The organism is Marinoscillum pacificum (assembly GCF_024714495.1).
GTDB lineage: Bacteria > Bacteroidota > Bacteroidia > Cytophagales > Cyclobacteriaceae > Marinoscillum > Marinoscillum pacificum.
Window position 1 is genome coordinate 377,223 of the sequence record NZ_JAMZMJ010000001.1, and the last position, 21,299, is coordinate 398,521.

Below are 21,299 nucleotides of genomic sequence, written 5' to 3' on the forward strand. Positions count from 1 at the left end.
GGGGACATCTTAGTAAGTAACTGAAATAGAGGTAATTAATTTTTTACCAACTGTTGTAGAAAATCCTCTAACCTGGTATCTGCTGGAATCGCCAGTTTCTTTCTTACCCTTGTTCGGCCCTTCTTCACACTGTCAGGAGCTATCATTAGAATCTCTGCAATTTCTTTTTGAGAGTACCCAATATGAATCAGCAAAAGAAGTCTGATTTCTGACTTAGTCAATTCTGGGTGTTGACTGATCAATTGATTATAAAAATCAGGTTGCAGTTGATCAAAATGGGCCTTGAAACTATCCCATTCTTCTTCGGAAGAAAGTGAACTTTCAACAAGTTTTAAAATACTGGCAAAATCTGTTTTATTGACTTTTCGATCTCCACTCAATTCCCTCTCCCGTTCTCCAAGAACTTGTCGAGTTTGATTAAGTTCCATTTCCAATTCATTGCTCGTGTTCAGCTTCTTTCTGATCAGGATTGCGATGAAATAGGTAAATCCTATGAACTCAAATATGGTTCCGATTTTAAAATAAGAGAAAGGATCTCCCGGCAACATCGTCATATGACTATCCAAAAGACCTAAAGTGACGAAAAAGATAAAGGATGAATAAGCTATTAAGTAGTAGGTAGATTCCAGTTTCCTTTTCTTGTACGAGTTTCCTACGATGAAAAGCGATAGCACTATCCACAAAAAGCCCAGTAGGTTCTCGGCCATATGTAATGTACTGATAGATGTACTCAGAAACAAAAGTTGATACATGGTGGCACCTCCCAGAGTAACTATTAGAAGAATGATAATGAATTGGTAGAATCGCTGGTTAGTTTCCTTCGTTTTGAGGAACCTCATGGAGAATAATATACTCGTCAAAATCCAAAGCCTAATGGATAGAAACATTAGATGATCGATGCTTGCATGACTCCATCCCCAGCCATACAGCCTACCCTCTACAAACAGATACATCAAACAACTACAGATTATATAGGCTCCGTAATAGTAATAGATATTGCTGCGTATGCTTTGGAAATAAAACAGGTTGATCAACACGAGTATGGCGATTGACCCATAGAATACAATATCAAAAGTAAATGTCCCCTGTTTAATGGAATGAAATTCATTCAAAGAGACCAGGCGTGGTGTTCCTTGAAGAATTCTGCCATCACTGGATGTGGATATGAAGTAAGTTTTCTTCTCTCCTGTGCCTAAATCTATTTGAAAATTGGGCTTCGCAAAATGATAAGTTCTATGATCATTGTAACTGGTATTTATACCCTGATTAACTGCACTTAGCTTACTACTACGTTTGTCAAGTTCGTAGAAGCGATAGTTTTGATTAATCAGGTCTCCACACAAAACAACCACAGAGGTCGGGTTACCGGTATTTTCAACTTCTAAACGAATCCATACAGCTCCTTCATAGAAACCTAAATCCAAATGATTGCCGGGTTTAAACTCGATTTGATCGAATTGAGAAGCGTCATAACCAACATCCTTGGCAACCGAAAATGTATAATCTACCTTCAATTGACTAGCACTGGAGCACCCTGAGAAAAGACACCAACAGATCCCAATAAGTATAAAAAAGACAACTTTAACCTTAATCAATGTCAGTTAAAATGGAGTAAATAATAGGTTGACGGCCAAACGAACACCGTAGCAATGATAATACATTCATCTGCAATCATACCTATCACTCCATGTCAATTCTGCTATATAAACTACTAGCTAGCCTTTTTCAGATTCATATCGATTTTCATGATGTGATTGACCAGCCATTTAATCAAGACACCATGAAACTCTTTCAATAGCTCCTCTTTGTTTTTAGCAGGCTTATAGTTCACTCTAAATTTCTTGTAATACTCTAGAAATTTACCATGAGCTTCCTTATTCTTCTCATAAGCAGGACAGTGCTCTCGAAGCATGCAAGATTCTTCCAAACTAAAGTGCGTAGCACAAAACATCTGGAAGAAATTGAGAATGATCTCAATCCTTGCTCCTTCGAAGTATTTATCATTGATACATTCCTCTAAATCATTGATATAATTAAAAAGGGACTGATGCTGCTCATCCACTTCTTCAAACCCTGTCTCAAACCGCTGTTCCCATTTGACCATGCTGGTGAATAATTTTAATATGTTTTGGGTGTTTATTAATTCAGCGCAAGTTTATTCCAATTCAAGATGTGCTATCATAGGTCTTTCTCTTAAATCATCAATATCTGACAAAAATCATGTGAATTCACTACTGCCTTAAGTGTAGTGAAATCGCTATCCGCTTAGGTTATGTTGGCAGTTAATGCCCCATGAATACCGACTCCAATTCAACTTTAAATGCCTCATTATATAACAACAATGGCTTTTGCAGTTTCTCGATAGCAGCAATTAAATTCGTATAATTGGACTGTGCTATGTGCATCGGAATTTTATAGAGTTTAAGGTCATCCTTTTCTATTGGAAATTCTACTTTCGATTGAAACAAGTATGGTAATAAAGTCTTGCTGCAATCAAGAGCGATACGATCAATCAAAAACTCTTCGCAGAGTTCATTCATCGTTGTATTGATGTTTTCAAAGAAGGTTACTGTTTCTGAAAGCCTGATTCTAGAACCTGCTCTTGATTTGCCCTTTTTGTTAAGGTATTTGATTTGACTGAAGCCTTGCTTTTTACGGGTCATATAGGCCGAAAAAGTAGTATGATAGACATTTTCCTTTCCCTCCATCATACATATAGCTGCGTTTCCAGACTCTATGGAGAGGTAAAGCGCATTAGCATCTTCGTAGACCAAATTTAGTTGCTCATCAAGCTGAAAATGAAGAGGCAATCTGATGTAACCCATTTCATCTCCTTCATCATTGAGCAGTGAGATGAGGTGTTTTTTATGCTGATAGTCAAAAGATGGGGTTTCCTCCTGAACTAGCTCAAGAAGCTCCTCAATTTCGATATGCTGAAGGCTAAATTGTTGGTCTAACACGTGATCTCTGATTTATAAATGCAAGTTAGCTAAATGGGCTAGATAGTCTATTATTCTCATTTTCATTAAACAGGTAAGGCTTCCTGTCCTATCTTCGCAAACAAAAACATCATGCTAAAGGCTGCTATTTTCGACATGGATGGAGTAATTATTGATAGTGAACCACTTCACTATCGCGCATACCATCAGATGTTTGATGAAGTAGGAATAGATGTTTCGGCAGAACTTTATGATTCGCTTACAGGCAAATCCACCATTAATGTTTGCAAGCAGCTAAAAGAGCATTTTGGATTAGCACAAGAGCCAATAGAACTGGCCTCCATCAAACGTAAGCACTATGATGTTATCTTCGAGAATGACAAAGACTTTGATTTGATCAAAGGTGTTCGTCAACTCATCGAGAATTACCACGAGAATGGCTTAACCCTTGTATTGGGATCTTCAGCTACCATGGCGAGTATTGACCGCATCTTCAAACGATTTGACCTGAATCAATACTTCAAAGCGAAGCTCAGTGGAGCAGAATTAAAAGCTTCCAAACCACATCCGGAGATCTTCATCAAAGCCGCTGAAGCTACCGGATTCTCTGCTGAAGAATGTATTGTGATTGAAGATGCTACCAATGGAATTGAAGCAGCAAAAGGTGCAGGAATTTTCTGTGTGGGATTTGACAGTGTACACTCTAAAAATCAGGACTATAGCAAAGCTGATTTGGTTATTAATGACTTTAGTGAAATACACTATGATAAGATGAATACCATCTTCAATAAATAAACCAAGGTCAACTGAGACCCCTCAATTGACCATTGGCTTATCCCTCAGTCCATTAATTGAGTGAAAAATTTATCGGTAAAATCATTCTGACTTTCACGGCTCTTCCTCTTTGTTTGCCTGGGTTCCATTTAGGTGCTTCAGCTAGAACCCGAGCAGCCTCTTCGTCTAAACCTGCCCCTAAACCTTTCACGGTCTCAACTGCTGTAATAGTTCCATCAGTATCGATCACAAATTGAACAAACACCTTTCCTTCTATCCCCATCCTTCTAGCCCTAGCCGGGTAATCCATGTTCTTGCTCACATATTGATAAAACGCTTGGATTCCGCCCGGGTACGAAGGCATCTCTTCTACGAAATCTAAAACCTCTTCAGGAAGTTCTTCCCCGATATCATCTATAACTCCTGAAAGGTCAAAATCTTCATCCTTAGATTCATTCTGGTCCAGATTTAGTAGCTCCTTAGTATCTTCTTCAAGCTCGTCAGTTTCTACAATAATCGGTGGTTGAAGACTCTTCTTTACTTCCTTCTTCTCCACTTTAGGTTTTGGTGGTTCAGGTTCTGAAATCTTGGTAGCGGGAATAATGTAAGTATCCTCGAAGATTTCATTTTTAGGTTCAAGATCAATGAGTTTGTATTCCGCCTTCCAATTGAATGCAAGAATGGTCAATGACAAAGCAATAGCAAGTCCGATATTGAAGAATAAGGGTCTCTTACGCTCTAAATCCAGTGATTCGTGTTTCTTTGGTTCCATTATAGATTGTGTTAAATGAGAGATAATTCACCCTTACAATCCAGTGAATGGAAATAGTCACAAGGAAAATGAAAACTTTTTAAGAGTTAGGTAAAATCAATAAAGGAATCTTGCTTTTCAGAGCAAATTTTCGAGTGGTACTACCTGTAGTCAACGACTCGAAGAAAGTTACTTTATGTGGAACCATCACCAACATATTGGCCCCGAACTTTTCCACTTCGCTTGATATACTAGCAGGCACATTGGAGCTCTCTATTTCATGATAGATGAAGCTGACATCTTCAAAAACCTCTTCTACTGAGCTCAATGCGACATGCTCACTTTGATTGGTGTTTACATGGAACACTTCCAATTTGGCATTATACTGATTCGTGATCTCTCTCAATAATAGGAAGTCGTTGGATTCAGAAACAAACTTAGGATCATACGCAAACACAATTCGATTGATGTTTTCATAAGGCACCTCATTTGGCACCACCATGATCGGGACCTTCAGTGTTTTGATCATCGACGTTGTGGTATTTCCAAACCACTCATAGGCCAAAATATTGGATTCCATTCCCAGAACAACCAAATCAGGCTTAGATTGCTCAGTTTGCCTTTTCAAAAGCTCCTCGATATCGCCCTGATGACTTACCGCCTCTACTTCCAGGTGATATTTAAGCGATGTTCGTTCAGCAAGTTCTTTTAGCTGTTGACGCTTTTGATCAGTCATGTGATCTATGGATGTAGAAGACGCTAAACCATTCAAGGCATGTTCACTTACCTTGAAAGCGTTGAACAACACTAATCGGGCATCTAGAACAGCAGCTAAATTGGCAGCATATTTCAGGGCATTATTGGCGGCTTTTGAATAATCGGTAGCAACTAGGATTGTTTTCATGGCTATAATTGATTTGACTCAACAAATAACCCTAGAAATTGAAGATTTTGTAATGCTTAACGTCATTCAAAAAAATGACTTTTGCTGTCTCAAATCAATTAACAATCACCTTATCATGGGCTGACGACAGCATTGATTTGTCAGGAATCACGAAACCTTAATTTGCCATTAAGGATTTAGCCCACTGCGCAAAATTATCCATTCCTTTTTTAGCCGAATTCATGGATTCGCTGAATTCAGACTTTCCGTCCATTTTTCTGCGAAAACGCTTGAATCCATTATCTCTGGCGTTGAACTGAATTTTAGCATTCACCAGATAATTAAAAAGTGAATCAGCGCTGACAATACCCAAAGAATTTAGTTGACTCTTAATAAATGACTCATCGATGTTTTTTAACATGAACTCGTTAGTTAGATCAGCAGAATCCTTCATCGTGTATTTCATCAAGGCTAAGTCCGTGTAAGGATCCAAGTGATACAAATAGATGGTATCGCCAACAAACAGGTAGTTTAAGGTATCTAAACCATTTTTGGATACCAGATTGTAATTCACATTGGCATCAAATTTCATAGTCGAATCTTCTTGATATTTTTTGATTTTGCTTGATCGGCTTAGCAGAGAAACAAATTGATTGTATTCAGTAAAATACTGTAGACTATCATCCGACCAAAACTGGTAGTCATCAGGAAATTTGAATTGATTATTGAAGAAACTCCCTTTTAAATCCTGAATAACTTGATATTCATTATTAAACAAGTCTTGTCTATTTCCTGTCACAAACAAGATGATCGAATCTTTCATCAGTGAGGGAATATGTCTATTGAAGTAGTTAAAACTAAACTCTTGATCTCTCCAGCTAATTGGATACTTCGACAAGCCTGAAATAAAAGATTGCAGAAGCAATTGTCTTCGCTCTTTAACCGCACCTGTTTCTTGGTCGATTTTTACAATCTCTTTGTTGATCAAGGAATCAATCAGAATCAATTCTGAGTGAGTTATTACACTATCCTCAATCAGATATTTGGCCTCAATTGCCAACAAATCATTCCTGAAAACGACCTTTTTAATATCTGTTCCAAGTAGTAGTCCGAAGAATTCTGCAATGGCTTCTTCTCCATTATCTTGAGCCTGCTGAATGATGCCAGCCACCTCAGCATTGTATCGTAGCTTATCAATACAATGCATTTTAAGCTCTTTCATCTTTTCAAACGATGCATTCTCGGCCATCACAATTTGATATCCTGGCACACTTTGCTCTGGTATAAACCAGGGGTTAATGTCCTGATATAACACCTCTGCATTGAACCCAAACAAATGAATAACTTGCTTTTCTGAGTCATACACCACGTTTCGTTCATCAAGCTTATCAAACTTAAAACCTGCCTTCACGCTACCCCTACCAATCACAGCAATCTCAACCTTTTGCTCTTTCCTGGACAAGCCTTTGTCCATAAAGTCAAAATAGAAGTCAGTATATCGGTGATTTGTGGTGAACCCTTGCTGAAGGTAATTCTGATAGTCAGGATCTCCATCGGCATATTTAACTACACGATCATACTCCGTTTCAATAATGCTTTTTAGAACATTTCTAACATATGCGGTTCTGTTCTTCTTATCTTTTCTAATGAATTTCTTTTGATTGATACCAGTCCCATGTTCATAGTTGGCAATAAAAAGCAGTAACGCACTCATATCATCATCTTTGAGCGCATCGTCCAATTCCTTGTAAACCGTGTCAACCACTTTGCTTTTGACCAATGAAAGCTGATTGTTCAGATATCTGTTCTTACCACTTTCAAACAAGAACTTCTTCTCACTTGCTTTTTCATAAACTAAAGCTGACTCCTCAACATATTGAGTTAAAATGATCTTCTTAACTGTACCATTATAGAGGTTTATTCCTTCTAATTCTACCGAATCGATATCAAGAATCCCTAAAGTTGCTTCCTCGTCAGAAGCAATCACCTCTCCATAGTACTCAGCAGTAATCAACTCTCCTATCTCCTTGATCTCGGCCACCATATTGGCGGTATCATGAAGCTCCAAGCCATTCCCAAAAATGTTCTTTGGGTTCCAAAGAAAGATCAATACAATGATCGCAAGGACGATTACTATATCGAGAATCAATTTCCAGTTTTTGAATAGCAGTTTGATGATCATGACTCCTCTTCTTTTATCAGTGGCACTTTATCTATGATCAACTCATTACTCTTAAACTCAATGTAGATTTCTTCATAATCAAAAGACCTAAGCAAAGCAGTCAGCATATTTCTGGTTTTCTCCTGAGTGGTTTCTACTATGCCCATATGCTCGAGGTTGTTACGGATATCCATCTCAGCCTGACGGAAAAATTCCTCCTGATCAAACACGGTGACTTTACTAGCCCATCCATTTTTTGAGATATTGTTGTCCATTACAAAATCTGATGGCGGATAAGAGAAATTGATCACTTCGATTGGTGGCAACCTCAAGGAAATACTCCTTCCGTCAATCTCAATATCATCCTTTCCAAGCTTTTGAAGGTTCACTCCTGCTGTAACTTTCGCCTTGCTATATGCTATGAACCTGGCCTCACTTAGCTTGATGAACCATCCAAGTTTCTTGGTTTTGGTGCCATGCACAATCTTGTCAATGGTGAATTCCGTAGTAGCTAGTTTAGATGCTTTGTGAATCTTACCAACTACCAACCCTCTGGTATCTCTCTGACAAGATATGAGGAGAGTTAACAAAATACAGAACAGGCTAATTCTACCCAAGGATGCCATTGTTTTGTGTTTCATATATCTCCTTTACAGTCTTAAACAAGCAGGTAGCAATACGCATCTGACCAGCCTCAGACAACAAAAATTGTGCTTCTGTTTCATTGGTAAAAAACAGATTTTCAACTAAAAAAGCAGGACATGCTGTTTTTCTTAGTACATAAAAATCCGCTTCTTTATCAGCATCACCATCTACCATGTCTTGCCGGAACTTAAAGTCTGGGAAATCCTTTTTGTACCACTTGGCAGCTATGTCTGCCAATTGATCACTCTTGGTTTGACCTACACTAGTAAAAATTTCAAAACCCTTAGCTTTTGGCTCTCCAGGACCTGGACTTGCAGTTGCTACCGCATTGCTATGAATGGATAAAAAGTAGACATTCTTATTGGTAGCATATTCTTCATTAGCAAAACGGACTCTATCTTTTAGTGAAACATCCTGATGCGTGTACACCGTATTTTCCAAGTAAGGAATATTGAACTGCTTCAGTAAATCAATCAGTTTCGATGCAATCCCTCGGTTAATTACACCTTCCAGAATCTCATAAGATGGATTTCCATCTGCATCTGTAAAATGATGCCTTTTAGCATTTCCTGTGGTGTACTCTTTCGTTTTAGGATCTATCCCCCCATGACCCGCATCGATCACTGGAAACATCCCAGAACCAACAGCATCATTTTCTGAATTTGCAATAGCTTTTTTCAAGGCACTCAGGTTAGCAGGAGGACTGGCGGGTGAACCATCAAATGCTTTTACTTCTGTAGTTCCCATCTGAGCCTGAAACTCTAGATCATCTTCATCCAGCTGACTTGTTGGCGCACCGGATTCTTGCTTGTACTTCAACCAATTCTTCTCACGAGCAGCATTTGATCTATTAGACAAGTATTTCAGGGATTTATCACCAAAATAGAAAGCAATCATCATTAAGAAAGCTGTCTTGAAGAATTCAAAATGATCCCAATAAAACGAATCCTGACTGATATTACCGTCCTTACCGAAACTACTGATCATCAAACTAATCGCTCCAAATAGTAAGGTGAAAGTGATCATTCCTCGCACAGTACCAGTTGGCAATCCAAAACTCTGACTTCTGTAAGGGTTGAATTGAGGGGCTTCTAATTCCTCTTTGGTCACATATTCACCCTGTTTCTTCTTCTCAAGGGCTTCTTCCCAGTTTAACCAATCACGATCTGTCCAGCCATAATTGACATTGTAGAAATACGTGGCCCAACTGAAGTACCAAATAAAAATACTGGTCCAGGAGAAGGCAATGAAGATTCCTAAAGCCTCATAAAGATCTTGCTGAATCAAAAAAATGTAGAAAAATGAAAGCACTCCAAGCCCGAATATAATCCCGGCAATCACATTGAATGCTCTGAATAGCCAGCGATGATTGAATAGCTTCTTCATGAGGCTTTGTTATTTAATAGTGAGTAGTTCATAAAGTCTTCGTCATAGTAGATGATACGTAATCGCTCACCCGCGTCAAGTTTAGTTTTTAGCTGCTTGTATAATGCTTCAAAGGTTACTTTGGAATTAAAGATGGAACTCTTGGCATCATCTGAATAAATGCTTCTAGCCACCAAAAGACAGCCTTCAGTATGCTCATGCGTACTTCCACTGTGAATGTAAATCCCCTCATAACCTGGAACATTCTGTACATGCAAGTGATAAGTAAACCATGGTCGAGTCTTTCTGTATTTTAGAGTCAAACTGGTATCAAACCGATTAAAGTCCAGGTTATAAGTGCCTTTTGGAATTCGTGTTTTCCCCTTGACTTTCACTTCTCTGTAGGTATCCTCAAGAGTGTAGCAGAAATACTTATTATCTATAAACAATAGACCAAGCGTTGTTTCCCCATCATCGAAATATCGGATAACCGAAAGAGTTGTTCCGTTAAATTCATCTTTTGGTAGTGTGGAGGAGAGTTTAGATTCCAATACATTGATTTGCGATTCTAAATCATTGATTCTGATTTTATACTCCGAAATGGACTTGCGGTACTCTTCGTTTGCTTGTGTGATGATCGCTAAGTCTGGTTGACTTGGAGATGCATTCTTTACGGTTTCTGGCTGCTTGATTGAATTAACTTCTTTCTGATCTGATTTGAAAAGATTCTTCAAACCCTCAATCGCACTTTTGATTGCAGAAATGATCACACCAATCAAACCAACAATCCATAACCAGACATCTTCCAGAATACCTGGATTGTATAGAAAAAGTAACACGGCAATTGCCAGTAATGCCACTACAATGACGATGGCAAAGTGTTTCATATCAGTTAGGTTCTTAATGAGCTGGAAAATAGATATTACCTAACCGAATGTCAACTAGAAAATGAAATTATTGTAGAAAGCGGCGAGAACCATATAACAACTCTCCCGATTAATTCTTGTTGAAATTAAGGTTAGATTTTCATAACTAAGATTGAATTAAGCATTTTAGCAAAAAAATACATTATGATTGACAAACTAGCTTTTACATCTCTTCTAACTACATTTCTATTATTATCCCAACTCAGTGCTCAAGTGCTCGATGAGAGTTTCCCGAATATTCAAGTCAGAGGACGCTCTGTATTGCGGTCATTTGCTGAATTTACTGACGGTAAAATATTAATATCTGGAATACATCCAAAGAACCCTAACAAATCATTAATCTACAGAATTACACCAAATGGGGAAATTGATGAAAGCTTTAAAACTGAGCTTGGAGGACAATTTTATGTTAAGAACAATGGTAATATTATCGTTACTAGCTACGGAAGAATTGATGAACTTGATCCAAGTGGTTTATTAATTCAGACCAAATACTTAGAAGGTTATATTGGTGGAGTTGGAGTACTTTCAAGTGATGAGATTGTTGTAGTCAGTGGTACCAATCTAATTAAGTATGATCAAGACCTAAATATTGATGAAAGCTTTACTGTTGAAACAAATGGAAGTATAAGCAACATACTGTGTCAAGATAACAATGTATATATATCTGGTTATTTCGATGTAGTGAATGATGTAAACATTCCGAGACTAGCTAAAATCCTATCAACTGGAGAAGTTAGCCCAAACTTCAATCCTGAAATTGACCAATCAACTGAGGTTCTAGATATGAAAATTCAGTCAGATGGTAAACTAATATGTATTATTAACAATGATCCTGATATAATAAGGTTAAACGAAAATGGAGCTATTGATGAAACTTATTCATTTAATGACTCGGATAAGTACTTTGGTTCTAACAAACTTGAACTGCAAAACAATAAAGCACTTGTTCATCTTTACTCTTTTGAAGATCCACATCATCATTATTTAGTCCGTTTAAACGAAAATGGCACTATTGATGAGAATTTTTCCATGATAAAAACAATTCCCTCTTCAAATTTACCTTATTACTACACAACATCTGATGGATCAATTTATACAAGTATTGAGTTAGATCAAGATCATAATTATTATGGGATTACAAAAATTCACAATGGTGAGGTAACCCTATCCTTCGCACCAAAATTCTATGACCAAGGGCATTTGTATGAGGTGTATAATGAGGGCAGTCTAATCTATCTAGTAGGTGATTTCAATCAAGTTAATGACGTTAAAGTTAAAAATGGGGCGATTCTAGATTTGCAAGGAAATATTCTGAACTTTGATGTTAAGGAGAATAAACACTCTCGTATGAATATGTATAAATGGGATTCGAACTCCTATTTAATATTTGATTACGAAAGAAATCTCAATGTCGTTAATGAAAGTGGCGAAAAATTATTTTCCATTGAAAACCCTGGTTTCGGCATTCCTTTTTACAGTCTAGACAGCTACTGTATTTTGAGTAACAACCTGCGCCTTATTAGTTTCAATCAAAAACTTTTCGCCTATAATATAGACGGTACGATCGATCATAATTTTCTAAAAAATACAATTACAGGAGTTTCAGTTTTCAAAGAACTACAATCTGGAGAAATAATATTGGGGGGTGGGGACATTAAAATCGATGATGTTTCTAATGGCCCATTACTTAAATTAAAATCTGATGGAGACATTGATGACTCATTCAAAAATGGGTTTGAAGAATTCAATGGATATATCCATCTAATCAACATTAACCAATTTGGAGAAATAGCAATTACAGGTGATTTCACTCATTTTGAAGGTATTGAACTATCAAAAATAGTTTTAATAGATAGTGATGGGAATTTCATCAATACATTTGAAAATGACATGTATAGGCTAACAAGCTTGGAAGGTTGTAGAAAAGGATTTATGTATTCTGACGGATTTTCCGGATACAGCTTTAAAAATTCTGATGGTAATATAATTGGTGATTTTAAAATGATCCCTGAAGTTTACATCTACAGCCTCTTTGATATTTCGTTTGATCAAACTGACCCTAATAGCGTCTATTTAGTTGGGGATTTCCTAATTTCAGAAACAAAACACCAACTTCTCAAACTCACCTTTGGGGATAAATATCCTACAATTACGAACCTGGATATAGAATCTATAGTCGAAGATGAGCCAACTTCAATTTCATTGGATAATGCAACTATCATTGATGAAGATAGTGACCCTTCTACATTGAAATTAACTGTACTTGATAACGTAAATTATACTTATCAGGACGCACAAATAATTCCAGATGAGAATTACAATGGACCATTGATGATCAAACTACGAGTAGATGATGAATCTCATGAAGGATATGTTTATGAATTTCCAGTGGAAGTTACACCTGTCAATGACCCTCCTACAAATCTAACTTCCAATACAAATTTCACTGGAACACAAGGACAAGATATTGAGATAACGTTGGCGGATTTCACTGCTGAGGACGTAGATAATGTTTATCCAGATGACTTCACATTGAAAATTCTAGAGAGTGCTAACTATGAAGTCATCAATACTGGAATCACTACTTCTATTGACTTTAATGGTGATATTATAGTTCCAGTTACAGTCAATGACGGTGAGCTCAATAGCGACACTATCCAGTTGACCATTCCAATAGCAGTGATTGCCTCAACACCTGAATTGCAATCCATCCAGCTGTTCCCGAATCCAGCAACTGACTATATTGGCTTTAAAAACAGTCCTGCTGATTTATCTATCATCATCAGAGATCTTAATGGAAAGGAACTTTTAAGTAAATCAGCCAATCAAGGCAACTATCAAATGGATATCAGGAGTGTACCAAATGGAATCTACTTGCTAGAGATAAACACAGCCAAAGGAAAGTATCAACAAAAGTTTATTATCAAGCATTAAAAAACAAAGGCCAGCCATCAGGTTGGCCTTCTTTATGATATCCTGGACTCACTATACAAGTCATATGCAGCTACTAAAGACTCTCTTCCAGTAGCTGTTTGATATTTCTCATACTTGGCTAGCTCAGTTCTGTTTTCGGTATAGACTGGCACATAGTTGTTCTCAAAGGCATCCCATACAATCAAGAGTATGCTGTAACTGATTTTACTCTGCCTCCCCTTTTCCAGCCATTCATCAAACACCTCTTCATCTAGAGATTTAGGAAAATCAGAACCGTCAAACATAAAATTACAATTAGTTGAACAGGCAAGTTATAACTGATATCTATTGGTCGCAATTCCCACTTCAGATTTTTACCATTTGCTTGCAAACGTATCGATCACTTCAATGATGATCAATATGATAATGATCCATTCCAAACGACTGCTTTCTCTATGGTGATTATAGGAAATGTACACTTCCAAGTTATCCTCAATGATCTTCAGCGTACTATCTATCTCTCGATAGCGTTGTACTAGTTCAAAGTGTTTGGCGAGCGTGTTATGTAAACGATCCAAATATTCATCTTCCCATGCTGTCTCAGGACTATCAAGAATATAGAGGTTTTGAGCAATACTGTTCTTCGCATTTAAGCTCTTTCCAATAAATTTCAATGCCTTTTTATGACTCAATTTCACCTTACCATGTATTTCCATGTATTGGGTATAGTCTTTGAGTTCACTCAAGAGCGACTGACTCATACCATTGTAGTAATCCAATGCCACGGACTGTGCCAGGTGCATCATGATCATCTTATTTACCGCGTGATCAAAACGCCCCAAAGACAAGGCATCAAAGGTTAACTCAATCATCCCTTCTTGATCAGCAACCTTAACTTTAAACTCATCTTCCTTTAATGATTCTCTTGAATTAGAACAATACGGCTTAATGCGTTCAATGTGTGCAGAGATCTCGGAAACACTCATATCTGAAAATACAGCCACGCCATAGCTGAGCAAATACAAATACTTAGTAGCACTATACTGATAGTATAATTCTTTAGAAGTTGAAGCCACTAACATGTCAGGAAACTGAAGTTTGTAGCCAACTAAATCGATCTTGTCTGCTATGCAAAACCCTGCATAGTTTAGACCTGAATTGGTAGTATCCATTACGTAATTGGATCGATATACGTAATAGAAAAATTATAGATTAGAAAAAGAGAATGTTTCTAATGATATTCTAATGTGATTCTCACTACTTCTAGTGATTGGAGCTATGTATTTCCCTACTGGTAGTGATAGGATCAAGTAATTGTCAAACTTACTTTTGCATTATTATTTTTAATTAGTCTAAATAAGAATAAGACTAGTTAATAGCCGTAGAAGTAAATGTTTAGAAATTTAGTCCTGATCGTAGTAGGTATGTTCATCATACCTCTAGAAATGTATGCTCAAACGGGTACTCTTTCTGGTCAAATCTTATTTGAAGATGGACAACCAGTTGCGTACGCGACTATCAATTTAGCCAAAACAAAAAATCACACTCTTACATCTGAAAATGGATGGTTTGAATTAACCAATATTCCTTATGGTAACTACCAGTTAGAAATTAGTAGTATTGAAATAGATAATAAGGTTCAACAAATCAAGGTCAATTCTGCATCAAACAAGCTGAATATCAAGGTTAAAAAAGCTGAGGCAAGCGTTCTTTCGGAGGTAACAGTAGAAGGCGCATCAGTAAAGAGGGAAATTGAAACCAAGGGATTTTCGGTAAATGTTGTTGAAACGAAAGAGGCAAGCTTAAGAAGTATTCAAACAAACGAATTGCTGAATACAACAGTCGGAGTTAAAATTCGTCAAAACGGAGGACTAGGATCAAATGTTAGTTACAGTTTAAATGGTCTTTCTGGCAGTTCTGTTAGAATATTCATCGACGGCATTCCTATATCCACCTATGGAAATTCGTTCAACCTGAACAGCATACCTCCTTCCATGATCAAACAAATCGAAGTATACAAAGGGGTTGTTCCTGGACATTTGTCTGATGATGCACTTGGGGGTGCGATTAACATCGTACTCCATAAGGAAACCAAAACCAATTTTAATGCATCTGTCTCTTATGGCTCTTTCAATACCTTTCAAGCAAGTGCGAATGGGCTTTATCGATTTGATGATTCGGGATTTACCGTTAAGGCTTCAATATTTCACAATTACTCGGACAATGACTACAAGGTATCCGGACGAAGTGTTGTCGTAACTGGCTTAGGTGGTGTGCAAACGCCAATAACAGCGAGAAGGTTTAATGACGCTTACAGATCTACCGGTGGGATGACTCAAATTGGCTTCACCAATGTCAAGTGGGCTGATCAATTCTTAATTGGAGTCACAGGATCTAGTGATTATAAAGAAGTCCAGCATGGAGCATTTATGACCATTATTCCGTATAAGGATCGTTTTTTAGAGTCTGATGCGATGTTAGGCAACCTTACTTACGCTAAAAAAGACCTCTTCATAAAAGGTTTAGATATAAATATCAATGGATTGTACGGCAAACGAAACCGATCAGTCAGTGATACAGTTTCCTGGGCCTACAGTTGGAACGGAGAACGAGCAACAGATTTTAGAGGAAATGAATACCAGTATTCCTGGAGATCTCAACAAGAAGGTGGCCCTACGCTATCTCAAATTAATCGAACAGTCGGTTCAGTAAGAACGGGTTTGTCCTATTCCTTCAACAAAGATCACAAGATTTTATTCAATCATGTTTACAGTAGCATTGATAGAGAAGATAGCGATGCTCTTAGGTCTGTTTTAGAAAATACCTTCCGGGGAACGAGAGATTTGACTAAAAATATACTCTCAGCCACCTACGAAATGAAAGCATTAGATGAGAGATTCAAGGCAAATGTATTCGGAAAATTCTATCAGCAAAATACTGTTAACATTGACCCTGAAATAGACGAAGAATCCAATGAAATAGTAGACGATATTACCAGTGCAAATGTGAAGGATAATGGATATGGCTTTACTCTCTCGTATGCCCTGCTGCCTAAAGTTATAATTCTTACCTCGGCTGAAAAGGCCATTAGGCTACCAAATGAAAGTGAAGTTTTTGGTAATGACGGGGACAATGTTGTTGCTAACCCAAGCATCAGACCAGAGTTGAGTCATAATTACAATTTAGGATTCAAGATAGGAACCTTCAGTTATAAAAAGCACGACTTCACAATCACAACAAACTTCTTTGCGCGTAATATTAAAGACAGAATTGGACTACCAATAGAAACCTCGCTGAACGTAAACGATGAAACCATTCTTTACGAAAACCAAGGAAATGGTACTTCCAAAGGTATTGAAGCACAGTTCGAATATGAATACAATAACAACTTCGGACTTAATTTTAACCTTTCGCGATTTGACCTTAAAGTGATCAACAGAGGGGTCGAAATTGATGTCCCAAATACTCCATTCTTCACCATGAATGGAAGTCTGCGTTATTCATTGAAAAACCTTATCCAAGAAGACTCTCGATTGAACCTATTCTATACCATGTATTTCACGGATGAGTTCTCTTATCTGGTCCGTCAGGGGACGAATACTGTGGGTGATGATTTCTTTAAGATTCCAACCCAGATTTCACAAGATTTAGGCTTTAGCTATGTTTTCCCAAGCAATGAATTCGTAGTGAGTTTTGATGTTAAGAACGTATTTGACAAGCCTGTCTATGATAACCTATCAGTGCAAAAACCTGGTAGAGCCTTTTATTTAAAAATCAATTATCGAATAAATAAATTTTAACACTTTTAATTAAACCATATATGAAATTAAGCTACCTGAATTATAAAACCTTAGCAGGAATACTGCTAACAATTGGCTTAAATACTGCATGTACTGACGATAATGAAATAGATCCGGAACAAGTTGAAGATGGAAGATGGATCACAGTTGCTGCTGCTCGAATGGGTGATAACCCTGGCGATGGCAACGGAGGAACGTTGATTTATTCACTTTCTAGTGAAGATGCCAAAGATCCTACTTTTTCTATAGCGCCATTTGATAATGGATTTATTGTTCCTTCTAACAGAACAGCAAGATTACAATCATCTGAAGATGGTAACACAATCTTTAACATTAGCTATGCAGGTGATACAGGAGGAAACTACTCCAAGTACACGGTAGAAGGTGGACAAGACTTTGTCAAAACAGGTACTGAAATAAGTATTGCTCCTTATGTAGGTTCAGCGCCAAGATGGATCAAATTATTTGACGGTGACCAAACAGGATCTGCGGTTTATGTCTCTGCAGAAGCTCAATTTGATGACAATGGTACACCAGATGATGCATCTGATGATGTTTACTTACGTCATGAAGCAACAATGGGCGTTGTGACCTTAGACTTGGTCAATTCATCTATTAATGAATTTCAAGAGAGTTCTTTAAAATTAACTGACGAAGAAGAAGCTCAGGGTTACTACATTTCAAGAATTGACATGCCTACTCTGAATACGGCTGGAGATAAATTGTACATCGGTGCACGCTTAAGTAAAGTAGATCCTGCAACAGGTGAGTCTGATAGAAATGGTGAAATTTTGGGTTCTAAAACCATCGTTCTTGACTACCCATCTTTGTTAAATCCAACTGTTATTACTTCAGCTGTAGGTCATGGTAATACTAACGGTTACCGTAGCATCAACTCTTTCGAATACAATGGAAGTGTTTACCAGGCTAATCAGGGAGATCCTAATGGTTCTCACATATTGAAGATAGATGCTAATAATCAATACGATGATTCTTATGTTTTCAGTCTTGATGATGCATTGGGTACACAAGAGTCTTACATCTTAGCTTGGAGACCTGCTTCTAACGGAAAAGCAGTAGTGGCTTATCGTGACGCTACATCTGCAGAAGGTGTTGCCGGAGCACAGGGCTTTTTTGCTTTGGTAGACTTAGAAGCTAAAACTGCTCAAAAAATCACAGACATTCCTTATGAAGCTGATTTTTACTTATTCCAATATCAAGGTTTTGTTGCTAACGGATCTGAAATTTATCTAACACAAGCTCCAGTTGGTAAAAATGGAAATATTTATGTGGTAGATACAGAAACTGGTGAAGTAACCAAAGGTGCTGAATTAGTTAACGTAGAAGGAAGTCACTTTATCGGGGCATTCTAAATACTCATTCGTATTCTATATAAGGGAAGTTTTACCATTCTCATTAAAAAATGAGCCTCTGGTAAAGCTTCCCTTTTAGTTGTTAATTGAATTATTGATTTTGTACTGGGTTTCTACCTCACATTTAATTTCACAATCATCCTCATATGGCCTCAGCATCAACCTGGAAGCGTGTAAGAAAACTGTTCAATGACATTCACTTGTGGATGGGTATTGGAGCAGGACTTGTTTTATTTGTCGTGTGCTTTACTGGAACCGTATACACGTTTCATGAAGAGATTGATCATGCGATCAATAGTCATAAGTATTCAGTAGACCTGCCTGAGGGTGGAGCCACTCCCCTTTCAATAGAAGATCTTTCTAAGCAACTAGCAGAATCTGTAGACGGCAGTGCTTCTTCAGTAGTGATAAGTGAAGACCCCAAGGTCTCTTATCAATTTTCTGTGAGAAAAGAAGGCGAACGACGAGGTACCACATACCTGGTGAATCAGTATACAGGAGAGGTTTTGGGAGATACCAAAAGTGGAGCTTCAGAGTTTTTTATGGTCATGTTCAGACTACACCGATGGCTTATGCTAGATACCAAAATCGGCAGACCGATAGTTGGGTGGAGCACAGTTATCTTTATACTGATTATCCTAACAGGTTTGGTAATTTGGGTACCACAAAAAGCCAAATCCTGGAGACAAGGTTTAAAAATCAAATGGAGTGGCAATTGGAAAAGAATCAATCACGATTTACACAATTCACTGGGTCTCTATACAGCTATTTTTTTATTGATCATGGGACTTACTGGCTTACAATGGTCTTTTGACTGGTACCGAGATGGCTTGAGAAGTGTTTTGGGCGTGGAAGCTCCTCAACGTGGCGGTAGACCTGAAGAAAAGGCACCTAAAGACTCTACAACTTCTAGTCAACCAACTTTATCTACGGAAAAGCTTATTTCAATAGCTAATACGGAGTTGACCTATAAAGGCACCTATAGAATTGACCTACCTAACGAAGACAAAGAATCGGTTAGCATTAGGAAGTATTCCTCTGGATTTTTTGCTGGACCTGCATCTGATAACTTGACACTTGATTCTAGAAGTGGAAGGATAATTTCAAAGGAAATTTTTTCAGATAATCCATTCAATGAGAAAGTGGCAAGATCTATCAAGGCGCTTCATGTCGGAGATGTCTTCGGAACTTTTTCCAAGATAATATACTTCGTTTCCTGTCTCATAGCAACTAGTTTACCCGTAACAGGAACCATCATATGGGTAAACAAACTGAAAAAGAAGGCTAAGCGTAAAAAGAAAAGTATAGCTGTAGCTTAATCTGGACTATGATTTAAGGTGTGATGATTATGTTTACAACATGAGCCAGCGCACCTTTTTTAATGAACCTACCATTCTTGATTTTCATACACACAGTATGAGAAACGCTGACAATCCATTAGTTCAAGAAATAATCTCAGTTCATCTTGGTCAGCAAAAAGATTATCATTTTTTCACGATGGGTATGCATCCCTGGTGGACTGATCAGCCAGTCACTTCTACCCAAAAAGCTAAATTGGTTTCATATTTGAATCAAGAAAAATGTTTGGCCATGGGAGAAATGGGTTTGGACAATCTGAAAGGCCCTGATATGAATACTCAAATGGATATTCTAAGAAGTTTGTTAGCCATTGCCAATGACCTTGAAAAGCCCGTAATTATACATTGTGTTCGTGCTTTTGATCAATTCCTGAAAATTAAAAAAGAGTTTCCTGCCATTCCCAACTGGTGCATCCATGGTTATGGCCGTCATTTAATCCTGGCGAGGCAATTGATTGATCAAGGATGCTATTTATCCCTAATGCCTTCAAAAGATGAAAAGTATGCGGAATGGTTTGAGCAATTGCCTCATGATCGCCTATTTTTGGAAACTGACAGTATGCCTAATGTTAGTATTATTGAGATTTATGATCAGGTATCAAAAACTACTACTATTGGATTGGAGGCATTAAAACAACAAATGAATTACAACGCAAAAGCGTTTTTTGGAATATGAGTGACTGGTTAGAGAGAACTGAATTATTGATTGGAACGGAAGCATTAAACAAATTAAAAGGTTCCAAAGTATTGGTTGTTGGCCTAGGAGGCGTCGGTAGTTATGCTGCCGAAACCCTTGTTCGTGCGGGTATTGGAAGCATCACCATTATAGATGGAGATGATGTAGATGCAACGAACAAGAATCGTCAAATTCAAGCGCTAAATTCTACCATTGGTAAACAAAAAGCACATGTTTTGGAAGAACGATTCCTGGACATCAATCCTACCCTCAATATTCGGGTAATTGATCATTTCATGGAACCAGATGTGATGAATCAATTCCTACGAGAAAATTCCTTTGACTTTGCGCTTGACTGTATTGACAGCTTTTTACCAAAGCTCTCCATGATCCTAACTTTGCGTAGAATGAAGTGCAAATTCATTTCTTCCATGGGTGCTGGTGGCAAGTTAGATCCTTCTCGAATAAAGGTTGCTGATATCAGTAACACAAGAGAATGTAAGTTCAGCCAACAATTACGTAAGATGCTGAAAAACAAAGGTGTAGATAAAAAAGTTTTATGTGTTTATTCAGATGAAATCCAGTTAAAACATTCCCTGAAGAAGACGGATGGCACTAACTATAAGAAGTCGTTTTACGGTACTATATCCTACATGCCGGCAATGTTTGGAATGACCATGGCAGCTGAAGTCATCAAACGTTTATCTACTGATCAAGAATAAGTTAATCGCT

The 21,299-nt window shown here is 37.6% G+C and carries 18 protein-coding genes; 7 read left to right on the top strand and 11 right to left on the bottom strand.

Annotated elements, in window-relative coordinates:
• Positions 1-35 precede the first annotated feature (35 nt).
• The 3 genes from NXS00_RS01595 to NXS00_RS01605 all read right to left on the bottom strand — a co-directional run bounded on the left by NXS00_RS01595 (position 36) and on the right by NXS00_RS01605 (position 2,960).
• The gene (locus NXS00_RS01595) at positions 36-1,514 is read right to left on the bottom strand and encodes a 7TM diverse intracellular signaling domain-containing protein (RefSeq protein ID WP_258097358.1); all 1,479 of its coding nucleotides are present in this window, start codon (positions 1,512-1,514) and stop codon (positions 36-38) included.
• Between the two features lie 197 nt (positions 1,515-1,711).
• A complete protein-coding gene (locus NXS00_RS01600) occupies positions 1,712-2,104 on the bottom strand; it encodes a bacteriohemerythrin (RefSeq protein WP_258097359.1) in 393 nt (130 codons plus the stop codon).
• Between the two features lie 178 nt (positions 2,105-2,282).
• Positions 2,283-2,960, bottom strand: coding sequence for a VLRF1 family release factor (locus NXS00_RS01605; RefSeq protein ID WP_258097360.1), 678 nt, complete (start codon positions 2,958-2,960; stop codon positions 2,283-2,285).
• Between the two features lie 111 nt (positions 2,961-3,071).
• Here NXS00_RS01605 and NXS00_RS01610 point away from each other — a divergent pair, with 111 nt between their 5' ends.
• Positions 3,072-3,734, top strand: a complete 663-nt coding sequence (locus tag NXS00_RS01610; RefSeq protein WP_258097361.1) for an HAD family hydrolase — start codon at positions 3,072-3,074, stop codon at positions 3,732-3,734.
• A 52-nt stretch (positions 3,735-3,786) separates the two neighbouring features.
• Here the strand turns inward: NXS00_RS01610 and NXS00_RS01615 are convergent, their stop codons facing one another.
• From NXS00_RS01615 to NXS00_RS01640, 6 genes are all read right to left on the bottom strand, one after another.
• Entirely contained in the window at positions 3,787-4,485 is a 699-nt protein-coding gene (locus tag NXS00_RS01615; protein ID WP_258097362.1) for an energy transducer TonB, read from the bottom strand.
• A gap of 79 nt (positions 4,486-4,564) precedes the next feature.
• Positions 4,565-5,368, bottom strand: coding sequence for a universal stress protein (locus tag NXS00_RS01620; protein WP_258097363.1), 804 nt, complete (start codon positions 5,366-5,368; stop codon positions 4,565-4,567).
• 157 nt (positions 5,369-5,525) lie between these two features.
• The gene (locus NXS00_RS01625; RefSeq protein ID WP_258097364.1) at positions 5,526-7,529 is read right to left on the bottom strand and encodes a hypothetical protein; all 2,004 of its coding nucleotides are present in this window, start codon (positions 7,527-7,529) and stop codon (positions 5,526-5,528) included.
• On the bottom strand, positions 7,526-8,149 hold the full coding sequence (locus NXS00_RS01630) for a DUF4230 domain-containing protein (RefSeq protein ID WP_258097365.1): 624 nt from the start codon (positions 8,147-8,149) through the stop codon (positions 7,526-7,528). The genes NXS00_RS01625 and NXS00_RS01630 overlap by 4 nt, the downstream gene beginning before the upstream one ends.
• Positions 8,118-9,539, bottom strand: a complete 1,422-nt coding sequence (locus NXS00_RS01635; RefSeq protein WP_258097366.1) for an N-acetylmuramoyl-L-alanine amidase — start codon at positions 9,537-9,539, stop codon at positions 8,118-8,120. The genes NXS00_RS01630 and NXS00_RS01635 overlap by 32 nt, the downstream gene beginning before the upstream one ends.
• Complete coding sequence (locus tag NXS00_RS01640; protein ID WP_258097367.1) at positions 9,536-10,405, bottom strand: DUF5675 family protein; 870 nt, start codon at positions 10,403-10,405, stop codon at positions 9,536-9,538. Before NXS00_RS01640 ends, NXS00_RS01635 begins: the two co-directional genes overlap by 4 nt.
• 183 nt (positions 10,406-10,588) lie before the next feature.
• Between NXS00_RS01640 and NXS00_RS01645 the strand changes: the two genes are divergently transcribed.
• Complete coding sequence (locus NXS00_RS01645) at positions 10,589-13,381, top strand: T9SS type A sorting domain-containing protein (protein ID WP_258097368.1); 2,793 nt, start codon at positions 10,589-10,591, stop codon at positions 13,379-13,381.
• A 32-nt stretch (positions 13,382-13,413) separates the two neighbouring features.
• Here the strand turns inward: NXS00_RS01645 and NXS00_RS01650 are convergent, their stop codons facing one another.
• Together NXS00_RS01650 and NXS00_RS01655 are read right to left on the bottom strand one after the other, a co-directional pair.
• A complete protein-coding gene (locus NXS00_RS01650; RefSeq protein WP_258097369.1) occupies positions 13,414-13,665 on the bottom strand; it encodes a hypothetical protein in 252 nt (83 codons plus the stop codon).
• Between the two features lie 69 nt (positions 13,666-13,734).
• Positions 13,735-14,532 carry an RMD1 family protein gene (locus NXS00_RS01655; protein ID WP_258097370.1) on the bottom strand — a complete coding sequence of 266 codons (798 nt, stop codon included), beginning with the start codon at positions 14,530-14,532 and terminating at the stop codon, positions 13,735-13,737.
• A 219-nt stretch (positions 14,533-14,751) separates the two neighbouring features.
• Here NXS00_RS01655 and NXS00_RS01660 point away from each other — a divergent pair, with 219 nt between their 5' ends.
• From NXS00_RS01660 to NXS00_RS01680, 5 genes are all read left to right on the top strand, one after another.
• Positions 14,752-17,160, top strand: coding sequence for a TonB-dependent receptor (locus tag NXS00_RS01660; RefSeq protein ID WP_258097371.1), 2,409 nt, complete (start codon positions 14,752-14,754; stop codon positions 17,158-17,160).
• Between the two features lie 20 nt (positions 17,161-17,180).
• Entirely contained in the window at positions 17,181-18,533 is a 1,353-nt protein-coding gene (locus NXS00_RS01665) for a DUF4374 domain-containing protein (protein ID WP_258097372.1), read from the top strand.
• A 146-nt stretch (positions 18,534-18,679) separates the two neighbouring features.
• On the top strand, positions 18,680-19,852 hold the full coding sequence (locus NXS00_RS01670; protein ID WP_258097373.1) for a PepSY-associated TM helix domain-containing protein: 1,173 nt from the start codon (positions 18,680-18,682) through the stop codon (positions 19,850-19,852).
• Between the two features lie 40 nt (positions 19,853-19,892).
• On the top strand, positions 19,893-20,567 hold the full coding sequence (locus tag NXS00_RS01675) for a TatD family hydrolase (protein ID WP_258097374.1): 675 nt from the start codon (positions 19,893-19,895) through the stop codon (positions 20,565-20,567).
• Positions 20,564-21,289, top strand: a complete 726-nt coding sequence (locus NXS00_RS01680; protein WP_258097375.1) for a tRNA threonylcarbamoyladenosine dehydratase — start codon at positions 20,564-20,566, stop codon at positions 21,287-21,289. The genes NXS00_RS01675 and NXS00_RS01680 overlap by 4 nt, the downstream gene beginning before the upstream one ends.
• Positions 21,290-21,299: the final 10 nt, after the last annotated feature.